The 13,226-nt window shown below is 69.7% G+C and carries 13 protein-coding genes and 1 riboswitch; of the genes, 10 read left to right on the top strand and 3 right to left on the bottom strand.

Going from position 1 to position 13,226, the window contains the following annotated elements; translation table 11 throughout:
* The first annotated feature begins 75 nt into the window (after positions 1–75).
* Positions 76–1,338, top strand: coding sequence for an Ig-like domain-containing protein (locus tag ACI2LY_RS15495; RefSeq protein ID WP_404707584.1), 1,263 nt, complete (start codon positions 76–78; stop codon positions 1,336–1,338).
* A 53-nt stretch (positions 1,339–1,391) separates the two neighbouring features.
* Here ACI2LY_RS15495 and ACI2LY_RS15490 read toward each other — a convergent pair whose 3' ends face one another.
* Positions 1,392–1,793, bottom strand: a complete 402-nt coding sequence (locus tag ACI2LY_RS15490; protein ID WP_393911160.1) for a hypothetical protein — start codon at positions 1,791–1,793, stop codon at positions 1,392–1,394.
* Between the two features lie 145 nt (positions 1,794–1,938).
* Here ACI2LY_RS15490 and ACI2LY_RS15485 point away from each other — a divergent pair, with 145 nt between their 5' ends.
* From ACI2LY_RS15485 to ACI2LY_RS15460, 6 genes are all read left to right on the top strand, one after another.
* Complete coding sequence (locus ACI2LY_RS15485; RefSeq protein WP_161147036.1) at positions 1,939–2,559, top strand: heme-copper oxidase subunit III; 621 nt, start codon at positions 1,939–1,941, stop codon at positions 2,557–2,559.
* A gap of 62 nt (positions 2,560–2,621) precedes the next feature.
* Positions 2,622–3,434: a c-type cytochrome gene (locus ACI2LY_RS15480; RefSeq protein ID WP_388992566.1), complete on the top strand. Its 813-nt coding sequence runs from the start codon at positions 2,622–2,624 to the stop codon at positions 3,432–3,434.
* Positions 3,431–4,489, top strand: a complete 1,059-nt coding sequence (locus ACI2LY_RS15475) for a Rieske 2Fe-2S domain-containing protein (RefSeq protein WP_404707583.1) — start codon at positions 3,431–3,433, stop codon at positions 4,487–4,489. The genes ACI2LY_RS15480 and ACI2LY_RS15475 overlap by 4 nt, the downstream gene beginning before the upstream one ends.
* Positions 4,486–6,123, top strand: a complete 1,638-nt coding sequence (locus ACI2LY_RS15470) for a cytochrome bc complex cytochrome b subunit (RefSeq protein ID WP_404707582.1) — start codon at positions 4,486–4,488, stop codon at positions 6,121–6,123. Before ACI2LY_RS15475 ends, ACI2LY_RS15470 begins: the two co-directional genes overlap by 4 nt.
* 141 nt (positions 6,124–6,264) lie before the next feature.
* Positions 6,265–7,329, top strand: a complete 1,065-nt coding sequence (trpD, locus tag ACI2LY_RS15465) for an anthranilate phosphoribosyltransferase (RefSeq protein WP_393597050.1) — start codon at positions 6,265–6,267, stop codon at positions 7,327–7,329.
* Between the two features lie 108 nt (positions 7,330–7,437).
* A riboswitch (SAM riboswitch) is annotated at positions 7,438–7,554 on the top strand.
* Between the two features lie 181 nt (positions 7,555–7,735).
* Positions 7,736–9,091, top strand: a complete 1,356-nt coding sequence (locus tag ACI2LY_RS15460) for an aminotransferase class V-fold PLP-dependent enzyme (protein ID WP_404707581.1) — start codon at positions 7,736–7,738, stop codon at positions 9,089–9,091.
* Positions 9,092–9,101: 10 nt separating this feature from the next.
* On the opposite strand, the gene ACI2LY_RS15455 is transcribed toward ACI2LY_RS15460, so the two are convergent.
* Together ACI2LY_RS15455 and ACI2LY_RS15450 are read right to left on the bottom strand one after the other, a co-directional pair.
* On the bottom strand, positions 9,102–9,383 hold the full coding sequence (locus tag ACI2LY_RS15455; RefSeq protein ID WP_031179902.1) for an Lrp/AsnC family transcriptional regulator: 282 nt from the start codon (positions 9,381–9,383) through the stop codon (positions 9,102–9,104).
* Positions 9,380–10,150, bottom strand: a complete 771-nt coding sequence (locus ACI2LY_RS15450) for a rhomboid family intramembrane serine protease (protein ID WP_404707580.1) — start codon at positions 10,148–10,150, stop codon at positions 9,380–9,382. Before ACI2LY_RS15450 ends, ACI2LY_RS15455 begins: the two co-directional genes overlap by 4 nt.
* 162 nt (positions 10,151–10,312) lie before the next feature.
* Between ACI2LY_RS15450 and ACI2LY_RS15445 the strand changes: the two genes are divergently transcribed.
* The 3 genes from ACI2LY_RS15445 to ACI2LY_RS15435 all read left to right on the top strand — a co-directional run bounded on the left by ACI2LY_RS15445 (position 10,313) and on the right by ACI2LY_RS15435 (position 13,214).
* Positions 10,313–10,552: a hypothetical protein gene (locus tag ACI2LY_RS15445; RefSeq protein WP_361655176.1), complete on the top strand. Its 240-nt coding sequence runs from the start codon at positions 10,313–10,315 to the stop codon at positions 10,550–10,552.
* A 67-nt stretch (positions 10,553–10,619) separates the two neighbouring features.
* Positions 10,620–11,963: an NYN domain-containing protein gene (locus ACI2LY_RS15440; RefSeq protein WP_404707579.1), complete on the top strand. Its 1,344-nt coding sequence runs from the start codon at positions 10,620–10,622 to the stop codon at positions 11,961–11,963.
* Between the two features lie 210 nt (positions 11,964–12,173).
* Positions 12,174–13,214 (top strand): NlpC/P60 family protein, encoded by a 1,041-nt coding sequence (locus ACI2LY_RS15435; protein ID WP_404707578.1) that lies wholly within the window; start codon positions 12,174–12,176, stop codon positions 13,212–13,214.
* Positions 13,215–13,226 lie beyond the last annotated feature (12 nt).

The following is a 13,226-nucleotide window of genomic DNA, read 5'->3' as shown; positions in this document are numbered from 1 at the left end:
CTTTTGCCGCAGTGTCCGTCCCTCATACGGGTTACGTGCCGAGCCAGTGATGTCTTCATCTCATAGCGTGATCATATGAACCACACTGCGCGGACCCGCACTGTCGTCAGCTGCGTCCTGCTGGTGACCGCCCTCGGCGCGGGCGTCACCGGCTGCGGCTCGGACGGCGACGCCCTGTCGGCCGAGCCGTACGACGCGGCGGACCAGATCGTCTTCAACGCGCCCACCGACAAGGCGAAGCAGGCCGATCCGGACAAGCCCCTCGAGGTCACGCTGAAGAGCGGCGAGGGCCGGATCACCGACGTCACCGCCCTGGACTCCACAGGACGCTATGTGGCGGGCGAACTCGCCGCCGACGGCGGGCGCTGGCACAGCACCTCCCCGCTGGCCTCCGACGCCCATTACACGGTCCGCGTGAGCACCGAGGACGACGACGGCGCCCCCGGCCGCAAGGTCCTGAACTTCGACACCACCAGGACGGCGAGCAAGAAGAGCCTGGGTGTCACCTTCGGGCCGGAGGCGGGGGAGTACGGCGTCGGCCAGCCCATCACCGCCAACCTCGACCAGCCGGTCAAGGACAAGGCCCAGCGGGCCGTGGTGGAGAGCGGGCTGCGGGTGGACTCCGTACCCGCCGTGCAGGGCGCCTGGTACTGGGTCAGCGACAAGGAACTGCACTACCGGCCCCGGGAGTACTGGCCCGCCCACGCCACCGTCCAGGTGCACAGCAACCTCGACGGGGTCAAGATCACCGACAAGCTCCGGGGTGGCAAGAGCAAAGACCTGAAGATCACCATCGGGGACAAGGTCGAGGCCATCACGGACGCCGCCACGCACCAGCTGACGTTCTACAAGAACGGCGAAGTGATCAACACCATCCCGATCACCACCGGCAAGCCCGGCTTCGAGACCCGCAACGGCGTCAAGGTGGTCCTGGAGAAGCAGTACTTCGTACGGATGCGCGGTACCACCGTCGGCATCGCCGAGGGCAGCTCCGACTCCTACGACCTGCCGGTCTACTACGCCACCCGCGTCACCTGGTCGGGTGAGTACGTGCACGCCGCGCCCTGGTCGGTCGGCTCCCAGGGCTACGCCAACGTCAGCCACGGCTGCACCGGCATGAGCACCGGGAACGCCGAGTGGTTCTTCGACCACGTCCGCGCCGGTGACGTCGTCAAGGTCATCAACTCGGGCGGCCACGCCATGGAGGACTTCGGCAACGGCTTCGGCGACTGGAACCTGGACTGGAAGAAATGGGGCACCGGCAGCGCCCTGGCCGGGGTGGCCCAGAACGGGACGGCGCCCAGGGACTCCGTACGCCTGCGCCCCGCCGCCGCATGACGCTCCGGGGCGCGGGAGCCGGACGGGGCCCCGCGCCCCCTCAGCGGGCCGTCCTAGGCGTTCTGGAGGCGCTTGCGGCGCAGCAGGGAGGCCAGCGCCTCCGCGAACTCCATCGGGTCGACCGGCAGCGTCACCGCCGCGTCGGCCCGGCTCCAGGTCGCCAGCCAGGCGTCCTGGGGGCGGCCCATCAGCAGCAACACCGGCGGGCAGTCGAAGACTTCGTCCTTGAGCTGGCGGCACACCCCCATGCCGCCCATGGGCACCGCCTCGCCGTCCAGCACGCACACGTCGATCCCGCCCCGGTCCACCTCGCGCACCACGGCCTCGGGCGTGGCGCACTCGACGAACTCCACCAGCGGGACGTCCGGAGCGGGCCGCCGCCCGGCGGCGAGCCGTACCTGTTCGCGGGTGTTGGAGTCGTCGCTGTACACCAGCACGGTGGCGGTCGGCTGCATGCTTCCTCCGAGACGTCGGCGTCTTGCGGACGGGCTTTTCCGGGGCGGATGTTACTCCCCCGGGCAGCACGTCAACACCGGTACGACAGGCGAAGACACTCCGAACGGCACCCCCGGAGTGAGGGCGAGATAAGCGACCGACATAATGTCGGTCGTGGCGACAGCAACGACAGTAGACACCGGGCACGCGCACCCCTCGGTCAACCGGCCGAACCTCACCAGCGTCGGAACCATCATTTGGCTGAGTTCCGAGCTGATGTTCTTCGCGGCCCTCTTCGCGATGTACTTCACCGCTCGATCGGTGACCGGACTGGATCACTGGAAGGAGATGGCGCACGCGCTCAACGTGCCCTTCTCCGCGACGAACACCACGATCCTGGTGCTCTCCTCCCTGACCTGCCAGCTCGGCGTGTTCGCCGCCGAGCGCGGGGACGTGAAGAAGCTCCGCGGATGGTTCATCGTCACCTTCATCATGGGTGCGATCTTCATCGGCGGACAGATCTTCGAGTACACGGAACTGGTGAAGAAGGACGGCATCTCGCTGTCCTCCGACGTATACGGCTCCGTGTTCTACCTGACCACCGGCTTCCACGGCCTGCACGTGACGGGCGGCCTCATCGCCTTCCTGCTGGTCCTCGGCCGCACCTACGCGGCGAAGAGGTTCACTCACGAGCAGGCGACCGCCGCCATCGTCGTGTCCTACTACTGGCACTTCGTCGATGTGGTCTGGATCGGCCTCTTCGCCACGATCTACCTGATCAAGTAGCGGGGATACGTCCCGCACATCCAGAAGCACCGACGCAGAAGATCCTGACACCGGGGTAATCCGTGAAAAAGCTCTCCGCACGACGACGCCATCCGCTGGCGGCGGTCGTCGTCCTACTCCTCGCGCTGGCGGCCACTGGGGGGCTGTACGCCGCGTTCGCGCCCGCGGGCAAGGCGCAGGCCGATGAAACCTCCCAGTCCCTGACCATCAAGGAGGGCCAGAAGCTCTACTCGGTGGGCTGCGCAAGCTGCCACGGCACCGGTGGCCAGGGAACCTCCGACGGCCCGAGCCTGGTCGGGGTCGGCGCCGCCGCGGTCGACTTCCAGGTCGGCACCGGCCGGATGCCCGCCTCCAGCTCGCAGATGGCCCAGATCCCCAGCAAGAAGGTGATCTACAGCCAGGCCGAGATCGACCAGCTCGCCGCGTACGTCGCGTCGCTGGGCGCCGGGCCGAACGTGCCCACGAAGGAGCAGTACTCCAAGGACGGCGCGGACATCGCCATGGGTGGCGAGCTGTTCCGCACCAACTGCGCGCAGTGCCACAACTTCACCGGCAAGGGTGGTGCCCTCACCAAGGGCAAGTACGCCCCGAGCCTCGAGGGCGTCGACCCGAAGCACATCTACGAGGCCATGCAGACGGGCCCGCAGAACATGCCGTCCTTCCCCGACACCACCATGACGGAGAAGAACAAGAAGGACATCATCGCGTACCTGAACGCGGTCAACGGCAGCGAGACCGAGAACCCCGGCGGCATGGAGCTGGGCGGCCTCGGGCCGGTCAGTGAGGGCCTGTTCGCCTGGATCTTCGGCCTCGGCGCGCTGATCGCGGTCGCCGTCTGGGTCGCCGCTCGGACCGCAAAGGCCAAGAAGTCATGAGTAGCCAAGACATTCCAGAAGAGAACCTGCCCGCCGCGCAGGACCACCCGCACGGCTCGGTGAGCGTCGCGGACGAGGAGACCCCGTTCGCCGATCCGGGGCTCCCGCCGCACGAGCACCGTGCCCAGGACATCGACGAGCGGGCCGCCAAGCGGTCCGAGCGGTCGGTCGCCCTGCTGTTCACGGTCTCGATGCTGGCCACCCTCGGCTTCATCGCGTCGTACGTGACCATCCCGCACGACAAGTCGATCTTCGTCTTCCCGATCGGGCACGTCAGCGCGCTGAACTTCGCGCTGGGCCTGACCCTCGGTACGGCGCTGTTCTGCATCGGCGCGGGTGCCGTCCACTGGGCGCGCACCCTGATGTCCGACGTGGAGATGACCGCCGAGCGTCACCCGATCGCGGCCGAGCCGACGGTCCGGGCGCAGGTCTTCGACGACTTCCGCCAGGGTGCCGAGGAGTCGGGGATCGGCCGTCGCAAGCTGATCCGCAACACCATGTTCGGCGCGCTCGCGATGGTGCCGCTCTCCGGTGTCATGCTGCTGCGCGACCTCGGCCCGCTGCCCCACAACTCGCTCCGCCACACGCTGTGGGCGAAGGGCAAGCTCCTCGTCAACGTCAACACCAACCAGCCGCTGCGTCCCGAGGACGTGGCCGTCGGCTCGCTGACCTTCGCCAAGCCCGAGGGCCTGGAGGAGACGGACGAGGACTTCCAGGACCAGATCGCCAAGGCCGCCCTGATGATCGTCCGGCTCCAGCCGAACGACATCAAGGACAAGCAGGAACTGGCCTGGTCCCACGAGGGCATCGTCGCCTTCTCGAAGATCTGCACCCACGTGGGCTGCCCGATCTCCCTGTACGAGCAGCAGACGCACCACGTACTGTGCCCGTGCCACCAGTCCACCTTCGACCTCTCCGACGGTGCCCGAGTGATCTTCGGCCCTGCCGGTCACGCCCTGCCGCAGCTTCGCATCGCCGTGAACGACGAGGGTTACCTCGAAGCGCTCGGCGACTTCGCGGAGCCCGTCGGTCCTGCATTCTGGGAGCGCGGATGAGTACTGCGAACAACGACGCGTCCCGCTCACGCGGGAAGGCCCCGGCCGGCGAGCGCGTAGCCGACTGGGCCGACGGCCGGCTGGGGATCTACTCCCTGGCCAAGGCCAACATGCGCAAGGTCTTCCCCGACCACTGGTCGTTCATGCTGGGCGAAGTCTGCATGTACAGCTTCCTCATCATCATCCTGACCGGTGTGTATCTGACGCTGTTCTTCCACCCGTCGATGAACGAGGTGGAGTACCACGGCAGTTACGTCCCGCTCCAGGGACAGCTGATGTCGGAGGCGTTCAACTCGACCCTGCACATCTCCTTCGATGTGCGCGGTGGTCTGCTCATCCGGCAGATCCACCACTGGGCCGCGCTGATCTTCCTCGCGGGCATGTTCGTGCACATGATGCGCGTGTTCTTCACGGGTGCGTTCCGCAAGCCGCGTGAGGTCAACTGGCTGTTCGGCTTCCTGCTGTTCGTCCTCGGCATGTTCACCGGTTTCACCGGTTACTCGCTCCCGGACGACCTGCTCTCCGGCACCGGTGTGCGCTTCACCGAGGGCGCGATCCTGTCCATGCCGATCGTCGGCACGTACATCTCGTTCTTCCTCTTCGGCGGCGAGTTCCCCGGCCACGACTTCGTGGCCCGGTTCTACTCGATCCACATCCTGCTGCTGCCGGGCATCATGCTCGGCCTGATGGTGGCGCACCTGATCCTGGTCTTCTACCACAAGCACACGCAGTTCGCGGGTCCGGGGAAGAAGGAGACCAACGTCGTCGGCATGCCGCTGCTGCCGGTGTACATGGCCAAGGCCGGAGGCTTCTTCTTCCTGGTCTTCGGTGTCATCGCGGCCATCGCGGCGGTCGCGCAGATCAACCCGATCTGGGCGATGGGCCCGTACCGGCCCGACCAGGTCTCCACCGGCGCCCAGCCCGACTGGTACATGGGCTTCGCCGAGGGTCTGGTCCGCTACATGCCGGGCTGGGAGATCAACTTCTGGGGCCACACGCTGGTCCTGGGCGTGTTCATCCCGCTGGTCCTGTTCGGTGTCGTGCTGATGGCCATCGCCGTCTACCCGTTCATCGAGTCCTGGGTCACCGGCGACAAGAGCGAGCACCACATCCTGGACCGCCCGCGCAACGCCCCGACGCGTACCGCGTTCGGCGTCGCCTGGGTCACGGTGTACATGATCGGTCTGGTCGGCGGTGGCAACGACCTGTGGGCCACCCACTTCCACCTGTCGATCAACCAGGTCACCTGGTTCGTCCGGATCTTCTTCTTCGCCGGACCGGTGATCGCGTTCATCGTCACCAAGCGGATCTGCCTCGGCCTCCAGCGCCGGGACAAGGAGAAGGTGCTGCACGGCCGCGAGACCGGCATCATCAAGCGCCTGCCGCACGGTGAGTTCATCGAGGTGCACGAGCCGCTCAGCCAGGAGCAGCTGCACACCCTGACGGCGCACCACCAGTACGAGCCCGCCGAGATCGGCCCCACGGTCGACGAGAACGGGGTCGAGCGCAAGGTGAAGCCCGCCGAGCGACTCCGGGTCAAGCTGTCCAACGCCTACTACGGCGAGGACAACCAGATCCCGAAGGCGACCGTCGACGAGTACAAGGAGATCACGAGCGGCCACGGCCACCACTGATCCCCGCGTCGCCACACCACGGCCGAAGGGCCCCGTCCGGAACACCGGCGGGGCCCTTCGCCCTGTTCAGGCTGGATAAGGTGGGACCGGGCACCCCATGTGTCCCGCGAGAGCCCTTTCCCTCACACCCAGGAGCGGCTGATGAGCGCTGTGACCCCCGCTGGAGGCGACACCGCGGCGGGCCGTTCCTGGCCCGAGGTACTGAACGCCCTGCTGGAGGGCCGGGACCAGAGCGCGGACGCCACCGCCTGGGCGATGGACCGGATCATGCGCGGCGAGGCCACGGACGCCCAGATCGCGGGCTTCCTGGTGGCGCTGCGGGCCAAGGGCGAGACGGTCGAGGAGATCACCGGGATCGTCCGGGCGATGTACGAGCACGCCAATGTGATCGAGGTGCCCGGCCGGACCGTGGACATCGTCGGCACCGGCGGGGACGGCGCCAAGACGGTGAACATCTCCACGATGTCCTCCATCGTGGTCGCCGGTACCGGTGCGAAGGTCATCAAGCACGGCAACCGGGCCGCGTCCTCGGCCTCCGGTTCCTCGGACGTGCTGGAGCGGCTCGGGGTGAACCTGGAGCTGACGCCGAAGCGGGTGGCGGAGGTCGCGGAGGAGGCGGGGATCACCTTCTGCTTCGCGGTCAAGTTCCACCCGGCGCTGCGTCATGTCGGCGCCGCCCGCGGCCAGCTGGGCATCCGTACGGTCTTCAACGTCATCGGTCCGCTGACCAACCCGGCGCGGGTGCGGTCCCAGGCGGTGGGCGTGGCGAACCTCGCCATGGCGCCGATCGTGGCGGGCGTCTTCGCCGAGCGCGGCAACTCCTCGCTGGTCTTCCGGGGCGAGGACGGCCTGGACGAGCTGACCACCACCGCGCCCTCGCGGGTGTGGATCGTGCGCGACGGCAAGGTCACCGAGGAGGTCTTCGACCCGCGTGACGTCGGCATCGAGCTGGTGCCGGTGGAGGCGCTGCGCGGCGGCGACCCGGCGTACAACGCGATGGTGGCCCGGCAGGTGCTGGAGGGCGAGCGGGGGCCGGTGCGGGACGCGGTGCTGCTGAACTCGGCGGCCGCGCTGGTCGCGCTGGACCCGACGGGGGAGCCGCTGGCCGACCAGCTGCGGGCGGGCATGGCGCGGGCCGCCGAGTCCATCGACTCCGGTGCCGCGGCGCGCACGCTGGAGCGCTGGGTGGCCGCGAGCAACCGGTAGCGGATGTCGTTTCGGCGCGGCGGGGAGCGGTGGCTCTCCGCCGCGTCGGCGTTCCGGCATCCGGACGCCGGTTGCGCCGGGTGATCCGTCCGGATAGCTTGCGTGTCAGGTCATGAGCGACAGCCATGCGGCCCCGGCCGGCTGTCCGGCAACCCTCCGTCCGTGGCGGGGTGCTCCGGGTGAGGACCAGGCCGTGGTCCAGAAGGTCCACGGCAAGCGCGGACCCCTCGAAGAACCAGGGGTCCTGGTCGTACGAGGGAGCCTTCTTCCGTGAGCAAGCGAATGCGCTAGGGCCGCCGAGCCCCGCCTCCGCACACCCCTTTTCTCTCTTTTCCGCGCCTTCCGGTGCCGCGCCCGCATGCCCTGCGCCCGCGGTGACTCCGGCCTGCCTCACGGGAGTTCAGCCATGTCCGTCTCCACCGCCTTCGCCCCCGCCCCCGCCCCCGCCGAGACCCTGTCCGCTCCGCTGCCGGTGCTCGGCCGGGACGTCACCGTGCCGCTCGTCACCGGGGGCGAGGTGGGCTACGCCGCGCTCGACTACGCCGCCAGCGCCCCCGCCCTCCAGCGGGTCTGGGACGACATCGCCGCCTACGTCCCCTACTACGGCAGCGTGCACCGGGGTGCCGGGCACCTCTCGCAGCTCTCCACCGAGCTGTTCGAGAACGCCCGCCGCACGGTCGCGGAGTTCCTCGACTGCCGGGACGACGACCAGGTGGTCTTCACCCGGTCCACCACGGACTCGCTGAACCTGCTGGCCCGCGCGCTGCCCGCCGGGTGCGAGGTGTACGTCTTCGAGACCGAGCACCACGCCGCGCTGCTGCCCTGGCGCGAGGCCGACGTGACCTTCCTGGACGCCCCGCGCACTCCCGAGGCGGCCGTGCGCACCCTGGAGCGGGCCCTCGCCGCCCGGGACACCGCGCGCCCCGCGCTGGTCTGCGTCACCGGCGCCTCCAATGTCACCGGTGAGCTGTGGCCGGTGCGTGAACTGGCGGCGGTCGCGCACGCGTCCGGGGCGCGGATCGTCCTGGACGCCGCCCAGCTGGTGCCGCACCGGCCGGTGAGCGTGCGGGAGCTGGACGTCGACTGGATCGCGTTCTCCGGGCACAAGCTGTACGCGCCGTTCGGCTCCGGGGTGCTGGCCGGGCGGGCCGACTGGCTCACCGCGGCCGAGCCGTACCTCGCGGGCGGCGGCGCCAGCCGCACGGTGGCCCGGCGCGCGGACGGCGGGGTGGAGGTGGAGTGGCACGAGGGCGCCGCCCGGCACGAGGCGGGTTCCCCCAATGTCATCGGCGCCTACTCGATCGCCTCGGCCTGCCGTGCGCTCACCGAGGCGGGCCCCGAGGCGCTGGCCGCCCGGGAGCGGAGGCTGCTCGGGCTGCTCCGCGCGGGCCTCGCCGAGGTGCGCCAGGTGCGGGTGCTCTCCCTCTTCGGCGACGACGCCCCGCGGGTCGGTGTGCTGTCCTTCGTCGTCGACGGCTGGAACAGCTCCCACCTCGCCGCCGCGCTCTCCGCCGAGTACGGCATCGGCGTCCGCGACGGCCTCTTCTGCGCCCACCCCCTGGTGCACGCGCTCCTGGGCACCGGCCCCGCCGAGCAGAGCGGCTGCGGCACCGGGACCCTGAACGCCCTCCGCGTCAGCTTCGGCGCGGGCACCCCGGACGAGGACGTCACCCGCTTCGTGACGGCGGTACGCGAACTGGTCACGCGGGGTGCGAAGTGGACCTACCGCACGGAGAACGGCCGCTGCGTCCCGGAGAGCTGAGGCCGTCCGGCTAGCTGTCGAGGCCGATCGCGAAGGCCGCTTCCAGGTCGTGCTGGGAGTAGGTGCGGAAGGCGACGTGGGTGTCGGTGCCCTCCACGCCCTGGATCTTGCTGATGCGGCCGGGGATGACCTCGGCGAGGTCCTCGTGGCGGGCCACGCGGACCATGGCGATCAGGTCGTAGGTGCCGGTGACGGAGAAGACCTCGCTCACGCTCTCCAGCGCGGCGATCTGTTCGGCGATCTCCGGAATCCGGTCCACGCTGGTCTTGATCAGGACGATCGCGGTGATCACGGCTGGTTCTCTCCCTTGGACGCCGGAGCCGGGGCGGGCCCAACTCTAGCCTCGCCCGGACCGTCCTTCTCGCGCTGCTTGCGCCCGTACCGCAGCCAGGCGTAGCCGAAGCCCAGGCAGAAGCCGATCACATGGGCGAGGTAGGCGACGCCGGGGCCCTCGGGCGCGCGGCCCGCCGCGTACCACTGGAGGGCGGCCCAGAAGGGCAGCACCACCCAGGCCGGGAAGCGCAACGGGAGGAAGAACAGGAACGGGAGGAGACTGGTGACACGGGCCCGCGGAAAGAGGTGGAGGAACGCGCCGAGGACCGCCGAGATGGCGCCCGAGGCACCGACCAGGGACTGCTCGGAGTCCGCGTTGGCGAGCGCGTACCCGAGCAGGGCGAGGTAGCCGCAGCCGACGTAGAACAGGGTGAACTCGACGCGGCCCATCCGTTCCTCGGTCAGCACGCCGAAGACGAAGAGGAAGAGCATGTTGCCGAGCAGATGCACCCAGCTGCCGTGCACGAACAGCGCGGTCACCGGCGTGAGCGCCTCGCGCACCGGCTCCGCGAAGAGGCCGGCCGGGATCACCCCCCAGTGCCGGAAGTACGCCCGCTGTGCCGCGAGCAGCGTCTCCCCGGTGCCGTACGCGCGGGTGAAGCCGGAGGCCGGGCCCAGCAGGAAGATCAGGCAGCACAGGGCGATGAGGCCGTACGTCAGCGGCGCCGGGGTGCCCCGGACCGCCCTGACGGTCCGGGCGGCGGTCGTGCTCCACTCTCTGATCATGAATACAGAGCATGACGTAACCGGACGCACTGGTACAGACCGCCTCGCCGCTTCGGACAGGCGGGCGGCGAACACCCGGCAGGCCGTAGGGTTACGGCCACACGTGCCGGGACCCGGCGCGCGACCGGCCACCCAAGCGACGAGAAGGAAGCGAGCTGCACGATGACGGTTCCTCCGCCGACCGCCACGACACGCTGGCGCTGCACCCTGTGCGGCAACCTCACCCGGTTCGACGTGACCCGCTCCTCCAAGGCCGTCGAGTACGTCCACCTCGACCTGGCCGGAGAGCCGACCGTCGAGGAACGCGAGGTGGTCAGTGAGACCATCGAGTCGGTCCGCTGCCGCTGGTGCAACGCGGTGGACCAGGTGGAACTCGTGGACAGGCCGGGCACCGCCTCCTAGGAGGGCGGGGCGCGCCGCGCGGGACGGAACAGGTGGGTCGGGCATGTCGGGCATTGGGGTGTGACGGATGGTGGAGACCGCGGACGGGGGGCCGGAGGACGGCACCGCCGAGGTGCTTGACCGTCCGCTGCCCGACGGCGTGCGCCGCCGGGTCGTGAGAATCGTCTCGGACGCCTTCGGTGCCCTGACCATGGCCGAACTGCCCGCCCAGCTGCGGCAGTACGCCCGGTTCACCCCGAACCGGCGGGCCAAGTTCGCCGGGTCCGCGATGGCGGCCGCGCTGGAGACGGAACGCCTCTTCCGGCAGCGGATCGGCGAGCGTTACAAGGAGACCCAGCCGGAGCTGTGCGGCGCCCTGGAAGCGGGCTCCCCGCCCCCGGCCGCCGACCCGCTGGATGTCGCGGCCGCCGCCTATGTGCTGCGCCCGACGGGCTGGGCCAAGCTGGTCGCCGCGGCCGGTGAGGAGGCCCAGCGCGCGGACGCCGAGCGCGCGGACGACGAGAGCCGGGCCGAGCTGGAGCGGCTGCGCGAGGAGCTGGCCCAGGCCCGCGACCACGCCCGTACCGAGACCGCTCGGCTGCGCGCCGAACTGGACGCGGCCAAGAAGGAGACCGACGCGCTGCACCGCAAGCTGCGCTCGGCCCTGAGCGACGTCAAGCGCGGCGAGGCCGCGCTGCGCAAGGAGCGCGCCGAGACCGAGTCGGTGCGGGCCGAGGGCCAGGTCGCCGTCTCGGCCGCCGAGAGCGAGTCCCGTCGGCTGAAGACCCGCCTCGGCGAGTCGGAGGCCGCCCTGGAGGCGACCCGCCGCGCGGTCCGCGAGGGCCGCAGCGTGGAGGACATGCGGGTACGGCTGCTGCTCGACACCGTGCTGGAGGCCGCCCAGGGGCTGCGCCGGGAACTGGCGCTGCCGCCGGTGTCGGTGCGCCCGGCCGAGACCGTGGACGCGGTCGAGCCGGGCCGGATGAGCCCGAAGGACATCGCCGCCCGCGCCCTGTCCGAGCACGACCCCGCGATCCTCGACCAGTTGCTGGCCCTGCCGCAGGCCCATCTGGTGGTCGACGGCTACAACGTCACCAAGACCGGCTATCCGCAGATGCCGCTGGAGAAGCAGCGGCTCAGACTCCTCGGCCAGCTCTCCGCGCTCGCCGCGCAGACCGGCGCCGAGGTCACCTGTGTCTTCGACGGCGCCGAACTGGTCGCGCCGGTGCTGCTCGCGCCGCCGCGCGGGGTCAGGGTGCTGTTCTCCAAGCCGGGGGTGACGGCCGACGAGCTGATCCGTCAGCTGGTGCGCGCCGAACCGCCCGGCCGTCCGGTCATCGTGGCCTCCACCGACCGCGAGGTGGCGGACGGCGTCGCGCGCGCCGGAGCGCGCCCGGTGGCCTCTGCGGTACTTCTCAAGCGACTGTCCTGAACGCCCAACGGACGTGCCGCATGCCCGGATTGACGGCGTCTGTGGGAGACACAGGGTCAACCTGACGTCACATGCTGTGCGTTGAGTGCAAAGAATGCAGCGAGGGACTGGATTTTTTGCTGTGAGGATTTGAACTGATCACAACTAGGTCACTAGGGTCGGTTCGAACCTCCGAGCGGGTGATCACTCACAAGAAGGAGTTCGTCCTCCGTGGCGTCCCATCGTCGACCCAAGCAGCCGAGCCGCACGCGTATCACCGTGCTGACCACCGCGGCAGCCGCCGCCGTCGCGCTCAGCGCGAACGCGGCCAACGCAGCCCCGAGCGAGAAGCCCGGCAAGACCGAGGTCAAGGCGCAGGTCGACAAGCTCTACGAGCAGGCCGAGCAGGCCACCGAGAAGTACAACGGCGCCAAGGAGAAGCAGGAGAAGCTCCAGAAGGAGATCTCCACCATCCAGGACAACGTCGCCCGCGGCCAGCAGGACCTGAACAACCTGCGCGACGGCCTCGGTTCGATGGCCACCGCCCAGTACCGCAGCGGCGGCATCGACCCCTCGGTGCAGCTCTTCCTCTCCGCCGACCCGGACGACTACCTCGACAAGGCGTCCACGCTCGACCAGTTGAGCGGTCAGCAGGTCGAGGCGCTGAAGAAGATCCAGGACAAGCAGCGCGAACTCGCCCAGGACCGCGCCGAGGCCACCGAGAAGCTCAAGGACCTCGCCGCCACCCGCACCGAGCTGGGCAAGAAGAAGAAGGAGGTCCAGGGCAAGCTGGGCGACGCGCAGCGCCTGCTCAACACCCTGACCGCCAAGGAGAAGCAGGCCCTCGCCGCCGAACAGCAGCGCGCCGACCGCTCCTCGAGCGAGCGCGTCCAGCTCGGCAACGCCGTCCCCGCCTCGGGCCGCGCCGGAGCCGCGTTCTCCGCCGCGCAGAGCCAGATCGGCAAGCCGTACTCCTACGGCGCCACCGGCACGGCCACCTTCGACTGCTCGGGTCTGACCTCCTGGGCCTACGCCCAGGCCGGTGTCTCCATCCCGCGCACCTCCGAGTCCCAGGCCAACATCGGCACCCGGATCTACTCCACGAGCGACCTCCAGGTCGGCGACCTCGTCTTCTTCTTCAACGACATCCACCACGTCGGTCTCTACGCGGGCAACGGCCAGATCCTGCACGCCCCGCGCACCGGCACGGTCGTCCGCTACGAGTCGATGAGCACCATCGGCGGCCCGTTCATGTTCGGCGTCCGCGTCTGACACCCTCGCCAC

It is taken from the genome of Streptomyces sp. NPDC002176 (genome assembly GCF_044903645.1).
Taxonomy (GTDB): domain Bacteria; phylum Actinomycetota; class Actinomycetes; order Streptomycetales; family Streptomycetaceae; genus Streptomyces.
Note: the sequence above shows the minus strand (reverse complement) of the source record. Positions and strands in the feature narration are given on the sequence as shown.

Excerpts from the sequence above, each read along its gene's own strand:
- ACI2LY_RS15495 (WP_404707584.1), top strand. The coding sequence starts at position 76 with ATGAACCACACTGCGCGGACCCGCACTGTCGTCAGCTGCGTCCTGCTG.
- ACI2LY_RS15490 (WP_393911160.1), bottom strand. The coding sequence starts at position 1,793 with ATGCAGCCGACCGCCACCGTGCTGGTGTACAGCGACGACTCCAACACC.
- ACI2LY_RS15485 (WP_161147036.1), top strand. The coding sequence starts at position 1,939 with ATGTCGGTCGTGGCGACAGCAACGACAGTAGACACCGGGCACGCGCAC.
- ACI2LY_RS15475 (WP_404707583.1), top strand. The coding sequence starts at position 3,431 with ATGAGTAGCCAAGACATTCCAGAAGAGAACCTGCCCGCCGCGCAGGAC.
- ACI2LY_RS15470 (WP_404707582.1), top strand. The coding sequence starts at position 4,486 with ATGAGTACTGCGAACAACGACGCGTCCCGCTCACGCGGGAAGGCCCCG.
- trpD (WP_393597050.1), top strand. The coding sequence starts at position 6,265 with ATGAGCGCTGTGACCCCCGCTGGAGGCGACACCGCGGCGGGCCGTTCC.
- ACI2LY_RS15460 (WP_404707581.1), top strand. The coding sequence starts at position 7,736 with ATGTCCGTCTCCACCGCCTTCGCCCCCGCCCCCGCCCCCGCCGAGACC.
- ACI2LY_RS15450 (WP_404707580.1), bottom strand. The coding sequence starts at position 10,150 with ATGATCAGAGAGTGGAGCACGACCGCCGCCCGGACCGTCAGGGCGGTC.
- ACI2LY_RS15445 (WP_361655176.1), top strand. The coding sequence starts at position 10,313 with ATGACGGTTCCTCCGCCGACCGCCACGACACGCTGGCGCTGCACCCTG.
- ACI2LY_RS15440 (WP_404707579.1), top strand. The coding sequence starts at position 10,620 with ATGGTGGAGACCGCGGACGGGGGGCCGGAGGACGGCACCGCCGAGGTG.